Annotated in this window: 16 protein-coding genes; 4 read left to right on the top strand and 12 right to left on the bottom strand. The window is 67.0% G+C overall.

Annotated features, from left to right (window positions below):
• Both NY1_RS01750 and NY1_RS01745 read right to left on the bottom strand, forming a co-directional pair.
• A complete protein-coding gene (locus NY1_RS01750; RefSeq protein WP_067707080.1) occupies window positions 1-864 on the bottom strand; it encodes an ABC transporter permease in 864 nt (287 codons plus the stop codon).
• Window positions 861-1,631: an MlaE family ABC transporter permease gene (locus NY1_RS01745; RefSeq protein ID WP_233434173.1), complete on the bottom strand. Its 771-nt coding sequence runs from the start codon at window positions 1,629-1,631 to the stop codon at window positions 861-863. Before NY1_RS01745 ends, NY1_RS01750 begins: the two co-directional genes overlap by 4 nt.
• Window positions 1,632-2,272: 641 nt before the next feature.
• On the opposite strand from NY1_RS01745, the gene NY1_RS01740 reads away from it, so the two are divergent.
• The 3 genes from NY1_RS01740 to NY1_RS01730 all read left to right on the top strand — a co-directional run bounded on the left by NY1_RS01740 (window position 2,273) and on the right by NY1_RS01730 (window position 4,988).
• Window positions 2,273-2,998 (top strand): alpha/beta hydrolase, encoded by a 726-nt coding sequence (locus tag NY1_RS01740; RefSeq protein ID WP_169815291.1) that lies wholly within the window; start codon window positions 2,273-2,275, stop codon window positions 2,996-2,998.
• 27 nt (window positions 2,999-3,025) lie between these two features.
• Window positions 3,026-4,255: a DUF445 domain-containing protein gene (locus NY1_RS01735; RefSeq protein ID WP_067707072.1), complete on the top strand. Its 1,230-nt coding sequence runs from the start codon at window positions 3,026-3,028 to the stop codon at window positions 4,253-4,255.
• Window positions 4,256-4,316: 61 nt separating this feature from the next.
• On the top strand, window positions 4,317-4,988 hold the full coding sequence (locus tag NY1_RS01730) for a TetR/AcrR family transcriptional regulator (RefSeq protein ID WP_067707070.1): 672 nt from the start codon (window positions 4,317-4,319) through the stop codon (window positions 4,986-4,988).
• Window positions 4,989-5,535: 547 nt separating this feature from the next.
• Here NY1_RS01730 and NY1_RS01725 read toward each other — a convergent pair.
• The 8 genes from NY1_RS01725 to NY1_RS01690 form a co-directional block, all read right to left on the bottom strand.
• A complete protein-coding gene (locus NY1_RS01725) occupies window positions 5,536-7,365 on the bottom strand; it encodes an acyl-CoA dehydrogenase (protein WP_067707067.1) in 1,830 nt (609 codons plus the stop codon).
• A 32-nt stretch (window positions 7,366-7,397) separates the two neighbouring features.
• Entirely contained in the window at window positions 7,398-8,546 is a 1,149-nt protein-coding gene (locus tag NY1_RS01720; RefSeq protein WP_067707064.1) for an acyl-CoA dehydrogenase family protein, read from the bottom strand.
• On the bottom strand, window positions 8,547-9,782 hold the full coding sequence (locus NY1_RS01715; protein WP_067707062.1) for a cytochrome P450: 1,236 nt from the start codon (window positions 9,780-9,782) through the stop codon (window positions 8,547-8,549). It abuts the gene before it with no gap.
• A complete protein-coding gene (locus NY1_RS01710; RefSeq protein WP_067707059.1) occupies window positions 9,779-11,386 on the bottom strand; it encodes an AMP-binding protein in 1,608 nt (535 codons plus the stop codon). The genes NY1_RS01715 and NY1_RS01710 overlap by 4 nt, the downstream gene beginning before the upstream one ends.
• 1 nt (window position 11,387) lies before the next feature.
• A complete protein-coding gene (locus NY1_RS01705) occupies window positions 11,388-11,822 on the bottom strand; it encodes a Zn-ribbon domain-containing OB-fold protein (protein ID WP_084534529.1) in 435 nt (144 codons plus the stop codon).
• Window positions 11,819-12,988, bottom strand: a complete 1,170-nt coding sequence (locus NY1_RS01700) for a thiolase family protein (RefSeq protein WP_067707054.1) — start codon at window positions 12,986-12,988, stop codon at window positions 11,819-11,821. Before NY1_RS01700 ends, NY1_RS01705 begins: the two co-directional genes overlap by 4 nt.
• A complete protein-coding gene (locus NY1_RS01695) occupies window positions 12,985-13,779 on the bottom strand; it encodes a crotonase/enoyl-CoA hydratase family protein (protein ID WP_067707051.1) in 795 nt (264 codons plus the stop codon). The genes NY1_RS01700 and NY1_RS01695 overlap by 4 nt, the downstream gene beginning before the upstream one ends.
• Window positions 13,780-13,845: 66 nt before the next feature.
• The gene (locus NY1_RS01690; RefSeq protein ID WP_067707826.1) at window positions 13,846-14,583 is read right to left on the bottom strand and encodes an SDR family NAD(P)-dependent oxidoreductase; all 738 of its coding nucleotides are present in this window, start codon (window positions 14,581-14,583) and stop codon (window positions 13,846-13,848) included.
• Between the two features lie 114 nt (window positions 14,584-14,697).
• On the opposite strand from NY1_RS01690, the gene NY1_RS01685 reads away from it, so the two are divergent.
• A complete protein-coding gene (locus NY1_RS01685) occupies window positions 14,698-16,347 on the top strand; it encodes an FAD-dependent oxidoreductase (protein ID WP_067707048.1) in 1,650 nt (549 codons plus the stop codon).
• A 57-nt stretch (window positions 16,348-16,404) separates the two neighbouring features.
• Here NY1_RS01685 and NY1_RS01680 read toward each other — a convergent pair whose 3' ends face one another.
• Together NY1_RS01680 and NY1_RS45045 are read right to left on the bottom strand one after the other, a co-directional pair.
• Entirely contained in the window at window positions 16,405-17,457 is a 1,053-nt protein-coding gene (locus tag NY1_RS01680) for a phosphotransferase family protein (RefSeq protein WP_084534528.1), read from the bottom strand.
• A 60-nt stretch (window positions 17,458-17,517) separates the two neighbouring features.
• Window positions 17,518-17,712, bottom strand: a complete 195-nt coding sequence (locus NY1_RS45045) for a hypothetical protein (RefSeq protein ID WP_369690425.1) — start codon at window positions 17,710-17,712, stop codon at window positions 17,518-17,520.
• Window positions 17,713-17,894: the final 182 nt, after the last annotated feature.

Raw genomic sequence — 17,894 nt, 5'->3', positions numbered from 1 at the left:
TCACCCCGCGAACCGGACAGGTGAGGTGAACCCCCACAACGCCAGCGTCATGACCATATTGAGCGCGATGATCGCCACCAGGCTCGCCCGAATGGCCCGGCCGGAGGCGATGCCCACGCCCTCCGGACCACCGGTGGCGAAAAAGCCTTGGTAGCAATGGATCACGATCACGGCTACCGCGAAGACCGCGACCTTCACGACGGCGGCCACCACGTCCCAATTGGCGACGAACATGGTGAAGTAGTGGTCGTACACGCCCGCGGGCTGATCATGCAGCCGCACCACGATGAGCGCGCACGCGAAGTAGCTCAGGATCAGCGCGATCAGGAAGGTGGGCAGGATCGCGACGAGGCCCGCGATCACCCGGGTCGCCACCACGAACGCTACCGACCGCACCCCGAGGGACTCGATGGCGTCGATTTCCTCGGAGATACGCATGGACCCGATTTCGGCGGTCATTCGGCAGCCCGCCTGAGCGGCGAAACCCACCCCCGCGGCGATCGGCGCGAGCTCACGGGTATTGGCGAAGGCGGAGATCACGCCCGTGACCTGGCCCAGCGACACCAGATTCAGCGCACTGTAGGCCTCGATGCCGGTCGACGCACCGACCGCGGCTCCCATGATTCCCATGACGGCGGCGGTCCCGCCGCCGACGATGATCGAGCCGCGACCCCAGGTCATATCGGTGATCAGCATCATCGTCTGGCCGCGATAGTGCTCGAGCGCGAACGGAATCGACGACAGCACCTGCCAGCAGAAACCGAGTGCGAATCCGAGATTGTCGAGTGGGCGCAATGGCCGCACCCGGGTCCGCAAAATGCGGAGCCATCGAAATCCCTTGGGCGTGTATGGAGTCGCGATCATGCCAGCTCCACCGGCAGGAACATCGCGACGATCTGCGTAATGGCGACGTTCACCACCGCGATCGACACCACCGACAGGATCACGGCCGCGTTCACGCCGTCCGCGACACCGCGCGGGCCGCCCTTGGCTTCGAGCCCGCGATGGCAGGCGATGACCACCACGAGGAAGCCGAACACCATCGACTTGCCGAGCGATACCCACACATCTGCGCCGGAGGTGAAGGAACCGAACGACTCCCAGTAGCTACCGGGCGTGACGCCGAGCGCGGCGATGGCCACGACGTACCCGGCCAGCACGCCCATCACGATGATGAGGATGTTGAGCAGTGGTGCGACCAGGAGCATGGCGACCAGGCGCGGCGCGACCAGGCGCTGTACCGGATCGATGCCCATGACGCGCATGGCGTCGACCTCCTCGCGGACGGTGCGCGCGCCCAGATCGGCGGCGATGGCCGAAGCCGCCGCGCCACCGAGCAGCAATCCGGTAGCCAGTGGCGCCCCCTGCTTGATCACGCCGAGTCCGCCGGCCGCGCCGATCAGCGAGTCCGCGCCGAGCTGATTCACCATGTTCCCCACCTGCGCGGACACGATGACGCCGAACGGAATGGCCATGAGCACACCGGGAATCGCGGTCACGGTGACGACGAACCACGCCTGCGCCAGGGTCTCCCGCCATTGGAACCGTCCCCGCGCCAGATCCGTCACCACCACGCCCGTCGCTTCCACGCCCGAGCGCATGGCGCGACCGAAAGTTCCGACGCTCGACATCGTCGTGGCGGCGAAGTTGTCGCGTAATGCGTGCAACCCCAGGCGATCCGTCGAGATCGGCGGCCCCTCCTCCCCCGCGTGTACATCGGACTCCCGCATGCCATCCCCTAATTCAAGCTCTAGCCGTACGTACGGTCAGTAGGCTGTATGGGCAGCTATTGTGCACGGGGTCACACTTTCCGTCAACGGCATCGAGTTTTACAGGGCAAATACCGAGATAACGGCGCGGGTTCTTACTCGACAGTTCGGCGCCTGCACCGGAACAAGCCGAGAGTTCCGGCATTTTGACTGTCCGTACGGTTGTGCCTACCATCCGGATATCGGTGCGCCGAGGCATCGACGGGCAACGACGCCGAATGGAGCAACCCATGTGGAGCGCGGGATCGACAGCGCCATCGTTCACACGACTACCCGATTCCGGCGCCGGGATGTCGCACGCGCCGACCAGCCGGCCGAGTAGGCGAAGCGTCACTGCGAGAATCGTTTTCCGGTTGGCGGTCCGGCCGATGTTCCGGTTCGGCAGACCCGCGGGCGGCACCCTGTCCGCCATTCGGTTCGTCACCGATCGAGCCTCGGGCTCGGCGCGGAAAGTACCGCACGGGATATCGACCGCCACGCTGAACGGCGTACCGTGCACCTGGGTGCGCGCCGAGCGCGCCGCAGCCGGTGAGATCACCGTGCTGCACCTGCACGGCGGCGGTTTCATGGTGGGATCACCGCGGTCGCACACCGCGCTCGCGGCGCGGCTGTCCGCGGCCTGCGATGCCCGAGTTTGCCTGCCGGACTATCGGTTGTCGCCCGAACATCCGCATCCGGCCGGCGCCGACGATGTGCTGGCGGTCTATCGGGGTCTGCTCGCCGAGGGCGTGGATCCGGCGCGACTGGTCGTCACAGGCGATTCCGCGGGCGGACATCTGGCCACCGGCCTGGTGAACGAAGTCATTCGCACCGGGCTGCCGCGGCCCGCCGCGGTGGTGTTGCTCTCCCCCGTCATCGATCCGACCTCGGCCGGGGCCATAGCGCGGGACAACCGGCGTCGCGATCCGATTATCGCCGTGCCGTTCTGGGAGCCCGCCATCCGGGCTCACTTCGGCGGTGGGAGTAGCCGCGACCCGCGCATCACGCCTATACACGGCGTGGATCATCGCTGGCCGCCGACGTTCATCCAGGTCGGCACCCGCGAATGCCTGCTCGATGACGCGCGAGCCTTCGCGGTGGCGCTGGAAGACGCCGGCGTGCCTAGCGAATTGCAGATCTGGCCGGGCCAGATGCACGTCTTCCAGACTCTCGCGGGATTCGTGCCCGAGGGGAAGGCCGCCATCACGGAAATCGCGCGCTTCATACAGCGCACGTGCCGCGCCGCGTAGCCGACCCGATCACCGAGGGGGGAACCGATGAACTGGTCGAAGGTCGCCGATGACATACACGAAAACTGGCATCTGTATACGCTGATGCTTTTCGTCGCCGCCGCGATCGGGTGGTTCACCAAGCTGGTCGCGGTCGAGATGCTTTTCCGTCCTTTGGAATTCAAGGGCATCCCGCCGTATCTCGGCTGGCAGGGTCTGGTTCCGCGGTATTCGGCGCGGATGGCGACCGTGGCGGTGGATCTCATGCTGGCTCGGCTGATCGATCCGCAGGAGATCATCGACCGCATCGATCCGGAGGAACTGGCCAGGCAGATTCGGGAGCCGATGCTCGACACGGTCACCGACGTGGTGCACGAGCTGATGATGCGCCATCAGCCCGGGATCTGGGAGTTGCTGCCGGATCAGGTGCGGCGCATGCTGATCCGCCGGATTCAGAGCGACTCGCCGCAGCTGATCACGCAGATGATGGACGACCTCAAGGTCAATGTGGATCTGGTCTTCGATCTGCGCTCCATGGCGATCGACGCGCTCATGCGCGACAAGGCCTTGACCGTCCGCATGATTCGTGAGATCGCGGCGCCGGAGATGCGGTTCATCGTCTGCTCAGGTCTGGTGTTCGGGTTCGTGCTGGGCGTCGTACAGGCCGTCATCTGGACGTTCACCCACTCCGCGCTGATCATGCCGTTGTTCGGTGCGTTCGTCGGCTATTCCACCGACTGGCTGGCCCTGCAGATGGTGTTCCGGCCCATCGAGCCGAAGCGCTACCTCGGCGTATTCCGTTGGCAGGGACTCTTTCACAAGCGCCGTGACGAGGTCGCCGTGGACTACGGCGGCCTCATCGCCAACGAGATCCTCACCCCCGCCAACATCATTCACGCCATGCTGACCGGCCCGCAGTCCGATCGGCTGTTCTCCCTCGTCGAATACGAGGTCCAGCGGGTGCTCGATCAGCAACTCGGCCGCGCCAAGCCCCTCGTCGAGTTCGCCTTCGGCCCGAGCCTCGAGGCCATGAAGCACGATGTGGTCGACACCGTGCGCGCTCGGCTGCCCGAGAGCACCCGGCAGCTCGAGGAGTACGCCCTCCGCGCCCTCGACGTCCACGCCATGATCATCGAGAAGATGCGGCTCATGACCAATGACGAATACGAGAACATCCTGCGCCCGGCCTTCAAACAGGACGAGTGGAAAATCGTGACGGTCGGGGCGGTCCTGGGCTTCCTCGTCGGCGAGCTGCAGGTCCTGCTCCTGCTGCACTGACCCCGCAGGTGATACCGTCGGGGTGACCGTCCGTGCGGTGAGTTAACGAGGAGGTACCGAAGTGGCAGGCCGACCCGGACGCCGGGGTCTGATTCTGGAGACGTTCATCCGTCACGTCGCCGAACGCGGCTACGACCAGACCAATCTCGGCGATATCGCCAGCGAACTCGGTATGTCCAAGGGCACCATCGTGCACCACTTCGGCACCAAGGCGCAGATGCTGCGTGAGCTCGAGGACAACTACATGTCCCAGCGTAAACGCGAGCTGACGCTGATCTTCGAGCGCCTGCAGTCGCCCGCCGAGCGCGTGGCCGCCATGATCTACGCTGGCGTCTTCTACCAGATCGAGGATCGCGACGCGACCATCGCCAGCCAGCGCGAATTCGTCCAGCTGACAGACGATCCCGAAATGCTCAAGATCCGCGAGCACCGCTCCGACGTACAGCGCCTGATGCAGCAGGAGATCCGTGCCGGCATCGACGCCGCCGTCTTCCGCGACCTGGACGAAGCCCTCGCCACCCTCCAGATCTTCGGTTCCATGCAATGGATGTGGACGTGGTTCAACCCCAAGGGCCGCCGCACCCCGAACGAGGTCGGCGCGGCCTTCGTCGACCTGGCCCTCGGCGGCCTGCTGATCGACCGCTTCACCCTGACCGCCCTGTCCGATCCGGCCGGCCGGGTGCCGGAGATCGTCCGAGAATGCATGCAGCAGGCGGCCGCCGGTCAAGGCTGACGAGGCTGTCGCTGGGTGGTGGTGAACCCTGCCTCAGGTTCGGATTCGTCGTCCACGCCGACCGACGCCGTCGGCGTCCCGCCGGAGTCAGGCTGAGATTCTCCTTCTCGATCGGCTTCGACCACTGCCCCACATACGGGGCCGGGTTCGGTACTTGCATCGACGTTTTCGAGAAACCTCCAGCGCGACCGTTTTCCGGAGGCATCAGCGCGCGGAGAACGGCCACGACGTCAAGCGCCAGGCGCGCTCCGTTGATCGGCAGAAGAAGCGAAATCAGAAGCAGCACAGGCCGATTCGTGCCAAGGTGGGCGAACGTCAACAACTTCCCGTCGTCGTGAGGCACGGGAGTGCAGATTCTCCCGTGGTCTAGCGCTCACTGAGTGTCAGACGGGAAGCCGACGGTGTGGCAAGGAAATTGATGATCATCGGCAACAACGCCGAAAGCCGGTGCGCCAGCAGCGTACATACTTCCACGCCACACCCGCGTCCGCCATGACCGGCTCTGAATCACGAAGCCGCGGGGCCGAATCGACTGCACTGCCGGCTATCAGAACGCCGCTGTGTCGAGTCGCATCATGTCATTGTCGAGATCGGCGAGCACGGTGCGGACCGCGGACAGCATCGGGAGCACCTGTTTGGCGAAGAAGGAGGCCACGGCGGCCTTGCCGGAGTAGTAGGCCACGTCCGGTGGCTCGGCGCTGCCGGACTGCAGTGCGGTCGCCGCGATTTCGGCCTGACGGACCAGCAGCCAGCCGATCACGAGGTCGCCGACCGCGAACAGGAACCGGACCGAACCGATGCCGACCTTGTAGACCTCCTCGGGATGCTGCTTCGAGGCAGCCAGGTAGCCGGTCAGCGCCGCGGCCATAGCGCGGACGTCCTCGACGGCATCTCCGAGTAGCCGGCGCTCGACAGTGAGCCCTGCCTCCTCGCCGGCGGTTTCGCCGATCATCCCGAGGAGGAATTCCAGTGTCGCGCCGCCGTCGCGGGCGACCTTGCGGAAGAAGAAGTCCTGGGCCTGGATGGCGGTGGTGCCCTCATAGAGGGAGTCGATCTTGGCGTCGCGGATGTACTGCTCGATCGGGTAGTCCTGGAGGTAGCCGGAACCGCCTAGGATTTGCAGGGATTCGGTGAGCATGGCGTAGGCGCGTTCGCTGCCGACGCCCTTGACGATCGGCAGGAGGAGGTCGTTGACGCGTGCTGCCAGGGCGGGGTCTGCGCCTGAGACCTGCTGCGCTGCTTCGGGATCGTGGTGGGCGGCGGTGAAGAGGTAGAGCGCGCGGAGGCCCTCGGCGTAGGCCTTCTGCAACATCAGGGACCGGCGGACGTCGGGGTGCCGGATGATCGGGACGCGTGGGGCCGTCTTGTCGGTCATGGCGGTGAGGTCGCCGCCCTGGATGCGGTGGCGGGCGTAGTCGAGGGCGTTGAGATAACCGGTCGACAGGGTGGCGATGGCCTTGGTGCCGACCATCATTCGGGCGGTTTCGATGATCCGGAACATTTGGGCGATGCCGTTGTGAATGTCGCCGATGAGCCAGCCTTGGGCGGGGATGCCGTGGGCGCCGAAGGTGATTTCACAGGTTGCCGAGACCTTCAGGCCCATTTTGTGTTCCAGGCCGGTGACGAAGGCGCCGTTGCGCGCACCGGGTTCGCCGGTGTGGGTGTCGAAGTGGAACTTGGGGACGTAGAAGAGGCTGAGGCCCTTGGTGCCCGGGCCCGCCCCGATCGGGCGGGCCAGGACCAGGTGGGCGATGTTCTCGAAGAGGTCGTCGGAGTCGGCGGAGGTGATGAATCGTTTGACGCCTTCGATGTGCCAGGAGCCGTCGTCTTGCGGGATGGCGCGGGTGCGGCCGGCACCGACGTCGGAGCCCGCGTCCGGTTCGGTGAGCACCATGGTGGTGCCCCAATTGCGTTCCACGGCAAGGGTTGCCCAGCGCTGTTGCTCCACGGTGCCGATGCCGTGCAGGATGCTGGAGAACACCGGGCCGGTCAGGTAGAAATAGATACCGGGCTGGGCGCCGAGCAGGAATTCGGTGATGGCCCAGGTGACCATGGCGGGGGCGGGCACGCCGCCGACTTCCTCGCGGAGGCCGACGCGGAACCATTCGGCGTCCCGCCAGGCGCGCAGGGCCTTCTTGAAGGACTCGGGGATACGGACGGTGTGCGTGGCCGGGTCGAAGGTCGGCGGGGTGCGGTCGGCATCCGAAAACCCTTCCGCCACCGGACCTTCCGCCAGCTTCGCGGCTTCGGCGAGCATCTGGCGCACCGTCGCGCCGTCCAAGTCACCGAAGCCGCCCGAGGCGAGGATCTTGTCGAGTCCGAACATCTCGAAGAGGTTGAATTCGAGGTCGCGGACGTTGCTGCGATAGTGCCCCACTCGGGTTGCCTTTCGTAATCCGTTGTCGCTGTTCAGTTGTCGAGGCCGAGCGATTCGGCGATGACCTCGTTCATGATTTCGGTGGAACCGCCGCCGATGGTGAGGATGCGGCTGTCGCGGTAGAGACGCTCGACCTCGTTCTCGTGGATGTAGCCCATGCCGCCGAAGATCTGCACGGCTTCGTTGACGACGTATTCGCAGGTCATGGCGGCCGTGTTCTTGGCCATGGCGACTTCGCTGCCGACCGGTTCGCCGGTGACGTAGCGGGTCAGCACATCCCGGACGTAGACGCGGGCCACGGTGACGCGCCGGGACATTTCGGCGAGTTTGTGGCGGATGACCTGGCGCTGCGCGAGCGGCTGGCCGAAGGTGGAGCGCTCGCGTACCCAGGGCACGGTGCGGTCGTAGGCGCGCTGTGCGGTCGCATAGGCCTGGACGGCGAGGTTCAGGCGTTCCCCGTCGAGCCTGGTCATAAGCTGGGCGAAGGCGCTGTTCTCCGGGCCGACCAGGTTCGAAACCGGTACGCGCACACCGTCATAGGACAGTTCGGCGGTGTCGGAACACAGGCAGCCCATCTTCTCGAGCTTGCGACCGACGGTGAAGCCGGGCGTATCGGTGTCCACGATCAGCAGCGACAGTCCCCGGTGGCCGGGGCCGCCGGTGCGGACGACGGTCGTGACGTAGTCGGCGCGGGCGCCGGAGGTGATGTAGGTTTTCGCGCCGTCGACGATGTAGTGGTCACCGTCGCGCACCGCCCGGGTGCCGACGGACGCGACATCGGAGCCGGTGCCAGGTTCCGTGATCGCCAGCGATCCGATCTTCGTGCCCGCCAATGTCGGCCGCACGTACTTCTCGACCTGCTCCGGTTCCCCGGCCGCCGCGATATGCGGTGCGGCGATGGTGTGGGTGAGCAGCGACCCGCACAGGCCCGGGCTGCCGCCGTTGCCGATGAGCTCCTCGATCAGGATCGCCAGATCGATGTAATCACCTGCACCGCCGACCGATTCGGGGAAGGCCAGCTCCAGTAGTCCCAGCTCGCCCGCCTTGGCGTGCAACTCGCGTGGCAGTTCGCCCGCTCGTTCCCAGACGTCCATGTTCGGGGCGATGTCGCGAAGGGTGAAGTCGCGCACCAGCTTGCGCAGGTCCTGTCGTTCCGGCGTGGACCAGAGATCGGAAGGCACCTACTGTCCCTCCGCGCGCGAAAGCCGCACGGGCAGTTCGGTGACGCCGTTGACGAAGTTGGACCGCAATCGCGCCGGTTCGCCGATCACTTCGATGCTCGGGAATCGGTCGAACAGCTTGGTGAGCAGCACTCGCCCTTCGAGCCGCGCCACGCCGCTGCCGAGGCAGAAGTGAGTGCCGAAGCCGAAGGAGACGTGCGGGTTCTGCTTGCGGGTGATGTCGAAGGTGTCCGGGTTCTCGAAGACCGTCTCGTCCCGGTTGGCGGCGGCATAGGACAGCACCACCTTGTCACCGGCTTTGAGCTGCTGTCCGCCGAATTCGATGTCCTGCACGCAGGTTCGCCGGAACTGCAGGATGGGCGGGAACATGCGCAGGATCTCCTCGACCGCCTGCGGCATCAGGCTCGGGTCCGCACGCAACAGCCGCCACTGTTCCGGGTTCTCCGCCAGCAGCAGCACCGCGCCGTTGAGCATATTGCGGGTGGTCTCGTTGCCCGCGATGACCAGCAGTTGGAAGAAGCGGTCGAGTTCGTCGTCGGTGAGGGTGCGGCCGTCGACCTCGGCATTGACGACCAGGCTCCACACATCGTCGGTCGGGTCGGCGCGCTTGGCCGCGGTCTGGCTGCGGGCGTAGGCGAACAGCTCGTAGAACGCCGAGACGTAGGACTTCTTGTCCACCGCCGCCGGATCGTCGAAACCCACCATGCGGTTGGTCCAGTCGAACAGCAGATGCCGTTCCTCCGACGGGATGCCGAGAATATCGGCCAGCACGAGCAGGGGCATTTCCGAGGAGACGCGCTCCACCCAGTCCAGCTCGCCGCCGTCGCCGAGCGATTCGACGATCCGATCGGCATGCGCGGCAATGGATTCCATCATGCCGTTGACCACGCGCGGCGTGAACGCCTTGCTGATGATCTTGCGCATCTGGGTGTGCATGGGCGGGTCGATGTTGAGCATGGCCTGCCGCTGGATCTCGAGCTCGGCGGGCGACACCTCACGGACCCAGGTGCCGCCCTCGTAAGAGCTGAACACCTCGGGGCGCTTGCCGGCCGCCATGACGTCGGCGTGCCGGGTGACGTACCAGAAGCCGGGACCACCGGCGAAGTCGTCGGTGGCGGGTTCGGGCACCCAGAAGACCGGGGATTCACGGCGCAGCCGGGCGACCGCGTCATACGGGAAACCGGATACGTAGGTGGCCGGATTGCCTAGATCGGGAATGAGGGCGGTGTCGGTCATCGTGTCTCCTGTGCCGTGCTGGTCGCCGCCGCGTTGGCCCACGCGTAATCGGTCTTGCCGTTCGCGTGCCGTCCGATGCGGTCGACGCGAATGAACGATTTGGGAATCTTGTAGCCCGCCAAGGCTTCTCGGCAGCCGTCGCGCAACTGCTGGTCGGTGACGGTGAGGTCGGCGGGCTGGTACAGCGCCACCACCTCCTGGCCCCATTTCTCGCTGGGCCGGCCGACCACGACCGCGTCGGCGACGCCGGGCAGGCCCCGCACGACGAGTTCGACTTCCTCGGCGAAGACCTTCTCGCCGCCGGTGTTGATGGTGGTGGCTTCGCGGCCGAGGAATTCGAAGGTGCCGTCGGCGGTGACGCGCGCTTTGTCGCCGGGGACCGAGTAGCGGCGGCCGTCTATGGTGACGAAGGTGGCCGCGGTCTTGTCCGGGTCGCCGAGATAGCCCACGGGGATGGCGCCGCCCTGGGCGAGCCAGCCGATCTCGTCGGAGCCCGGTTCGACCACGCGGGTGCGGGTTTCGTCGATGAGGGCGGTGTTCCCGCGCGCGGCGAAGGTCTTGCCGTCCGCGCCGCGCTTGGCGTGCAGGCCGGTTTCGGAGGAGCCGAGCATATCGCTGACGCGGACCTGCGGCAGGAGCTCTCGCAGCCGGTCCTTCAGCGATTCACGCAGGGCTGCACCGCTGTTGACGATCAGGCGCAGCGGCCGGAGATCGCGGGGACTGTGCTCCAGTTCGGTCACCAGCGGGACACCGAAGGCGTCGCCGACGATGGCCATGGAGGTCACGCCGTGCTGTGCACAGGTATCGAGCAGGGTGGCGGCATCGAGGCGTTCCGGGTGCGGTTGAATGACCACGGTGGCGCCGGACAGCCAGCCGCCCAGGGCGATTCCGGTGCCCGCGCCGTGCATGAGCGGCGGGGCCGGGAGCACTCGCCCGCGGATGCGCATGGCCCGCGCGACGGCGTCGGGGAGGGTCTCGACATTGCGGACGCCGAGCGGTCCGGCGACCAGGTCACCGACTCGCCAGATCACGCCCTTGGGCATGCCGGTGGTGCCGCCGGTGTAGAGCAGATGCCGGTCATCGGGTCCGGCCGCGGGGATGCCGTCGGCGGGATCGGCTGCCGCCAAGGCGGATTCATAGTCCAGCGCACCGTCGAGGAGTGCCGCCCCGCTGCCGTCGTCCACCTGGAGCAGCACCAGCGTGTGGTCGAGCTCTTTCAGCGCCTCGGCCAAGGTGGGCGCGAAGTGCCCGCCGAAGACGACAACTTTGGCTTCGGCGTCTCGCAACAGGTACGCCAGCTCGGTCGGCGTGTACCGATAGTTGATGTTGAACGGCGCCACCGACGCCTTGTGCGCGCCGAGCACCGCCTCCAGGTATTCGGGCCCGTTGTAGAGATAGACCCCGAGGTGGTCCTGCCCGGTCTCCCAACCGTTCTCCACCTCGCGCCGCTCGCCCAGCCCGTGCCCGCGCAGCACGGCGGCCAGGCGGCGGGTGCGGTCGGTGGTCTCGCGCCAGGTGTAGGTCCGCTGGGCGATCACGCACGGTTCCTCGGCGAGTACGTCGGCGATGGCTTCGTGTAGTGTCGCCAGGTCGAATTCGGCCATATCAGTTGTCGCTCTCTGTGGCTGCGCCGGTTCCGGTGGTCCAGATCGGGTAGCTCTCCCCCGCTGCGGGGTGCTCGAACGCGACCCGCACAGGTACCGCCGCGCCGGGCGTTCCGACGATGCGCGCGTAAATCCACGGCCCTTCGGCCAGTTCGACGACGCCGACCGTGTAGGGCACCAGCTCGGCGTAGGCCCGGTTGGGCGCACGGTGGACCACGGTCCAGGTGATCAGAGTGCCCGTCCCCGCCGCGGGCACCCAGGTGAGTTCGGTGCCGCCGCAGGTGGTGCACACCGCGGCTTCGGGAGCGAGGAGTTCCCCGCAGCCACCGCACTTCTTGATCACCAGCTCGCCACGCCGGGCGGCATCGAAGAATTCGGCGCTCTTGCTGTCCCGCTGCATGGGTGGCCAGATCGCCACTGTCGCTTGGTCGCTCATCGTCCGGCTCCGCTCAGCACGAGGGTGGCGTGATGTTCCAGGACACCGCCGCTGCCGCTGACCATCACCACATCCGTCTTGTCGATCTGGCGTGCGCCCGCGTGGCCGCGGGCCTGGGTGACGGCCTCCACGATGGGGGTGAATCCGGTCAGGTAGTAGCTGGAGAGCTGGCCGCCACCGGTATTGCAGGGCAGACCGCCGCCGGGCCCCAGCTTGCCGTCGGCGACGAACGCACCGCCCTCGCCCTTGGCGCAGAATCCGTAGTCCTCCAAGGTGACCAGGACGGTGAAGGTGTAGCTGTCGTAGAGCTCGAGCAGGTCCACATCCTCGACCCCGACTCCGGCCATCCGCAGCGCGGCGGGTCCGGCGACGGCAGCCCCGGTGCGCAACCCGAACTGCGAATCGCGGTGCATGAGCTGACCGGGATGCGCTTGCCCCCAGCCCAAAATATCGACCGGCGGCTGCGCCAGCTCGCGGGCCCGCTCGGCGGAGGTGACGATGACGGCCGCGCCGCCATTGGACACGAGGCAGCAGTCGAGCAGGTGCAGCGGATCTGCGATCAGCGGTGAGGACTGGTGATCGTCCAGGGTGATCGGCGCGGTGAACTGGGCCACCGGATTGCCGGCCGCCCACGCCCGCTGCCCGACCGCGATGGCTCCCAGCTGTGTGCTGGTGGTGCCGTAGGTCTCGAAATGCCGTCGAGCGGCCATGGCGTAGAACAGATTCGGCGTGATCGCGCCGATTCCCAGGTGATAAGCGGAGAACCCGCTGGGCACAGCGCGCTGTTTGCCGAAAGCGTCACGCGCCGAACCCTTCTCCTTCAGCGGAGCGTCGGCGAACACGCATGCCACCGCGGTCGCCTCGCCACCGGCGACGGCCTGCGCCGCGAGGGCGATCATGGCGGCCGGGCTCGCGCCCAGCGCGACGACCTCGGCGAGCAGTCGCAGGTCCCGCAGCCCGAGAACTTTCTGCAACGACAGCTTCGGCGAGCCCTGTGTGCCCGGACTGACGAGCAGCCCGTCGATATCGGTGACCGCGAGCCCGGCGTCGGCCGCCGCGAGACGAACGGCTTCCGCGGCGAAATCCGTTGCGCTGCGCCCATACACCTTGCCGACCTCGGTCAAACCAAGCCCGGCGATGGCGGCGCGACCGGTTCCCGCGTTCATCGCGCCTCCCACTGCGGGGCCCGCTTCTGCGCGAAAGCACGCGGGCCTTCCTTCGCATCGGCGGTCTTCATGATCAGCCGCGCCGCCTGATCGGACAGCCGCCAGGCGTCCTCGCCCCAATCCGACAGCGCCGCGGCCTGATACAGCACCCGCTTGCTCGCCTGGACCGCCAGCGGCGCATTGCGTGTGATCTTGTTTGCCAGTTCCAGCGCCGTCGCGAAAACCTGGTCGGCGGGCACCACGCGGTTGACCAGACCCCACCGCAGCGCCTCTTCGGGAGCGATCGGCGAACCCGTGAGCAGCGCCTCCAGCGCGATCGCCGGCGGCACCTTGCGCGCCAACCGCAGCAACCCGCCACCGGCGGCGATGATGCCGTGCCGCACCTCCGGCAAACCCAGGGTGGCGTCGGCGCTCATGACCGCCAGATCACAGGCGAGCACGAATTCGGTGCCGCCGCCGAGCGCGTAACCGTTCACGGCCGCAATGAGCGGCTTGTCGATGATCCGCTTCACGATGCCGCCGAAGCCGCGCTCACGCTGATCCGGCCCGATCAGCGAACGCCCCGCCGCGACCTCCTTCAGGTCGGCGCCGGCGCAGAACGCCTTGCCGGCCCCGGTGAGGATGCCGACGCGCAGTTCCGGGTCGGCGAGGAATTCGTCCACCGCTGCTTGCAGCGCGATCGACATGGCGGCGTTGACCGCGTTCATGACGTGCGGGCGGTTCATCGTGATGATCGCGACGTGACCTTCTTTGCGGAGGAACGCCGGCTGCTCTTCGTTGGGCTGGATCATCTGCCCATTATCATGACCGTACGTCCGGTCAGTCAAGTTCTCCATCGAGATCACCGATCAACCCGGTCAGCGAATGCCGCCGTCGAGCCGCAGAATCGACCCGGTGCAGAAGGAGGATGCATCGGAGGCGAAGTACAGCGCGGCCCCGATGATCTCGTCGGGACGGCCCGGCCGGCCCAGCGCGACGGTGGTGGCGAACTGGGCGCGGAACGCCTCCGGCCAGTGGGCGGCGATATCGGTCTCGAACGGCCCGCATTGAATCGCATTGACCCGCACGGTGGGACCGAATGCCTGCGCGAACCCTTCGGTGAGATTGTTCAGCCCGGCTTTGGCGGCCGAATACGGCAGTGCGATGACATCGGAACGGGTGGCGGCCACCGAGGTGATGTTGACGATCGACCCGCCGCCGGCTGCGGCCATCCGGGTGCCGATCTCCGCCGTGAGCCGGAACGGGCCCTTCAGGTTCACCCCGATCACCTTGTCGAACAACGACTCCCCCACCTCGGCCAGGCTCGGATACAGCGGCGCGATACCGGCATTGTTGACCAGCACGTCGATCCGGCCGAATTCGGCGTAGGCGGACTCGATCAGCGCGTCGCAGTCGGCCCAGTCGCCGACATTGGCAGCCACCGGCAGTACGCGGCAGCCGTATTTCTCACTCAGCCGCGCGGCCAGGTCACGACAGCTGTCGATGCGGCGGCCGGCGATCACCAGATCCGCGCCCGCGGCGGCGAACGCCTGGGCCATCTCTTTGCCCAGACCGCGGCTGCCGCCGGTGATCAGGGCGATACGGCCCGCAAGCACGCCATTGTTCTCACTCACCACAGGTCCTCTTTTCTACTGGGTAGGTATGACGCATTATTGTGACCGTACGGGCGGTCAGTCAATCGCTCGACCAGACGCCTACCGAGGAGCGCCATGGCCTACGTCATCACGCAGCGCTGCTGCAACGACGCCACCTGCATTGCCGAATGCCCCGTGGACTGCATTCGCCCGACCCCGGATCAGCCGGAGTTCGCCACGGCCGAGATGCTCTACATCGACCCGGACACCTGTATCGACTGCGGAGCCTGTGCCGACAGCTGCCCGGTGCAGGCGATCTTCCCCGAAGACGAGCTCACCGCGTCCCTGACGCGGTACCGGGACATCAACGCCGCCTACTTCGAACGGCATCCCCTCGAAGCGGACCTCGCACCACTGCCCGTGGCGACGCGACCGGCAAAGGAACTGGGCACCTTACGCGTCGCCATCGTGGGCGCGGGACCGGCAGCCTGCTACGCGGCACTGGAGCTGCGTGCCCGCGCCGACGTCGAAGTCGAGATATTCGACAAACTGCCCACGCCATGGGGTCTCGTGCGCGCGGGCGTGGCTCCGGACCACTCGGTCACCAAAACGGTGACCGACGCCTTCGACGCCGGGTTCGGCCGCGAAGCCATCCGTATGCACCTGAATGTGGAAGTCGGTAAGCACATCTCACAGGAGGAGCTGCTCGAGCACCACCATGCGGTGATCTACGCGGTGGGCGCGAGCACCGATCGCCGCCTGGGCATCCCCGGCGAGGATCTGCCCGGCAGCCATTCGGCCACCGAGTTCGTCGCCTGGTACAACGGGCATCCCGAGTACTCGGACCGCCGGTTCGATCTGTCCGGAGAACGCGCGGTCATCGTCGGCAACGGCAATGTGGCCCTCGATATCGCGCGCGTCCTCACCATGAATCCCGTGCAGCTGGAAGCAACCGATATCGCCGATCATGCGCTGGAAGCACTGCGGCACAGCGCTGTGCGTGAGGTCGTCCTGCTGGGCCGGCGCGGCCCGGCGCAGGCCGCGTACACCACGCCGGAATTCCTGGCGCTGGGTCATCTGCCGGGCGTGGACATCGTCGTCGACGAGCGGGACCTCGAGCTCGATCCCGTCACCCGGGCCCGGATCGACGATCCCGAAGCCGAGCCGTCACTGGTGTTGAAGGTCGATCTCGCGGGCGAGTACGCCGACCGGCTCCCGATCGCAGGAAACAAGCGAATCATCTTCCGCTACTTGACTTCTCCCACCTCGCTCCGGGGCGGCGACCGGGTCGAAACCGTGGAAATCGTGCGCAACGCTCTGGTGGGCGATGCGGACCGGCTGCGCGCCGAACCAATCGGATCCACCGAATCGCTGCCGGCCGGGCTGGTGCTGCGCTCGATCGGCTATCGCGGCGAACCGATCGATGGTCTGCCGTTCGACCACACCCGAGGTGTGGTGCCGCACGAGCGCGGCCGGGTTACCCCCGGCGTCTACGTGACCGGGTGGATCAAGCGTGGCCCGCGCGGGGTCATCGGCACCAACAAGACGGACTCGAAAGAGACTGTCGACCAGCTGATCTCCGATTTCGTCGCGGGCGCACTGCGGGCTCCGAGCGCGGGCCGGGAAGCGCTGGCCGACCTGGTGGTGCAGCGTCAGCCGGAGGTCGTGAACCGCGAAGGGTGGGCCGCCATCGACGCCACGGAACGAGCAGCGGGCGCCGCGGCGGGCCGACCCCGGGTCAAGCTCACCGACACCGCGGCGTTCTTGCGGGCGGTGCGGGGCTGAATACAGCGGTGGGGCGGTGATCCCGGGTCAGGATCACCGCCCCACGCCGTCGCGGCCTCAGCCGATGAGTGCGGCCGCCTCGGCGAACAACTGCACGGTGATCCCGTGCAACTTGTCGCCTATCTCCCGGGGCGCTTTGCCCGCCGCGGCGCGCGCGTACGTGCCCTCCAGGATGATTCCCAGCTTGAATCCCGCCAGCACGGTGTACCAGCTGATCGCACTCAGATCCCGATCGGAGAATCGCGCATAGTGCTCGATCATCTCCGCGGCGGTCGGCACTCCCCCGGCGGCAGCCAACGCCGGGGTCACCGCCGCACCCGCCGCACCGGCCGGGCTCGTCGCGATCTGCCAGCCGAGATCCAGAAGTGGATCACCGATGGTAGACATCTCCCAGTCGACCATCGCCGCCAATTCCGGTACGTCCCAACGGAACATCATATTGGCCAGGTGGCAGTCGCCGTGCATGATGCCCGGCCGCCAGCTCCGCGGGCGGTTGCCCTCCAGCCAGCGCGCGACCCGGTCCAGATGCGGGATATCCGGCCCGCTATAGCCATCGTTGGTGCCGTAACCCTCGAGCTCACGCAGCCAACGTGACACCTGACGCTCCAGGAACCCGTCGGGTTTGCCGAAATCGGCCAGCCCCAGAGCTTCGTAGTCGACATTCCCGAGCCGGGCAATGCCCTCGACCGCCGACAGCGCCATCGCATGCCGCATCGAGTCGTCTCCGGCGTACGCGTCAGGCAGCTCCGCCCCCGGATTGAAGCCGTCCACCGGGTCCATCAGATAGAACACCGAGCCGCCGAGCACGGACTCATCCATACAGGCCGCGATCAAACGTGGTGTGGTCACGTCGGTTTCGCGCAGCGCGCCGAGCAGACGCGCCTCCCGACGCAGCACCTCGTTGCTCACCGCTCGGGGATGTTTCGGCGGGCGGCGCATGACGAACTCACGGCCGCCACGCGCGAACCGCAGCATGATGTTCTGCGTGCCGCCGCCCAGCGGGGCGAGATCGGTGATCTCCCCCTCTGGCAGCCCCTGCGCATCCATCCACCCGCCGAGCGCCGACAGGTCCACGATCTCGGCCCAATCGCCGATCATCCGAACGGTCATCTCTTCCTCATGTCTTCCATCCGTCACATACCCGCCGAAACCATTGGGCGGCTGCAGCTTTCACACAGTTGGTCGATCAGTCGATTCGACCGATCTTGCGGGCGGCCAGCAGGGCCCGGGGCCGCAGGTTCGCGCCCTTGCCCGCCCGCTCGCCTCGCTTGCGGTCGCGGGTCGGATCGTCGCGGCGAGACCATATTTCGAGTCGTTGGCCGGCCGCAGGGCTTCCTCCGCATCGGCGACCTTCACGATGGGGATGAGTGGCCCGAAGCGCCCCGGACCGTCGATGGCGAACTTCCCGCGTTCGGCGAGTGCGGCGACCTCGGCGGCGTCCGGACGGGAACGGTACCGATCTGTGTCCCGGTCGCCGGGTTGACAACGATGAGTTCGGCCGGACCCTGTGGTTCGGCGCCGGTTTGTCTCACGGTGGTTGATACTTC

It is taken from the genome of Nocardia yamanashiensis NBRC 100130, assembly GCF_001613325.1.
GTDB lineage: Bacteria > Actinomycetota > Actinomycetes > Mycobacteriales > Mycobacteriaceae > Nocardia > Nocardia yamanashiensis.
Note: the sequence above shows the minus strand (reverse complement) of the source record. Positions and strands in the feature narration are given on the sequence as shown.

Coding starts and splice junctions, on each gene's coding strand:
- NY1_RS01750 (WP_067707080.1), bottom strand. CDS start 864: ATGATCGCGACTCCATACACGCCCAAGGGATTTCGATGGCTCCGCATT.
- NY1_RS01745 (WP_233434173.1), bottom strand. CDS start 1,631: ATGTCGAGCGTCGGAACTTTCGGTCGCGCCATGCGCTCGGGCGTGGAA.
- NY1_RS01735 (WP_067707072.1), top strand. CDS start 3,026: ATGAACTGGTCGAAGGTCGCCGATGACATACACGAAAACTGGCATCTG.
- NY1_RS01715 (WP_067707062.1), bottom strand. CDS start 9,782: ATGACCGACACCGCCCTCATTCCCGATCTAGGCAATCCGGCCACCTAC.
- NY1_RS01710 (WP_067707059.1), bottom strand. CDS start 11,386: ATGGCCGAATTCGACCTGGCGACACTACACGAAGCCATCGCCGACGTA.
- NY1_RS01705 (WP_084534529.1), bottom strand. CDS start 11,822: ATGAGCGACCAAGCGACAGTGGCGATCTGGCCACCCATGCAGCGGGAC.
- NY1_RS01700 (WP_067707054.1), bottom strand. CDS start 12,988: ATGAACGCGGGAACCGGTCGCGCCGCCATCGCCGGGCTTGGTTTGACC.
- NY1_RS01695 (WP_067707051.1), bottom strand. CDS start 13,779: ATGATCCAGCCCAACGAAGAGCAGCCGGCGTTCCTCCGCAAAGAAGGT.
- NY1_RS01685 (WP_067707048.1), top strand. CDS start 14,698: ATGGCCTACGTCATCACGCAGCGCTGCTGCAACGACGCCACCTGCATT.
- NY1_RS01680 (WP_084534528.1), bottom strand. CDS start 17,457: ATGACCGTTCGGATGATCGGCGATTGGGCCGAGATCGTGGACCTGTCG.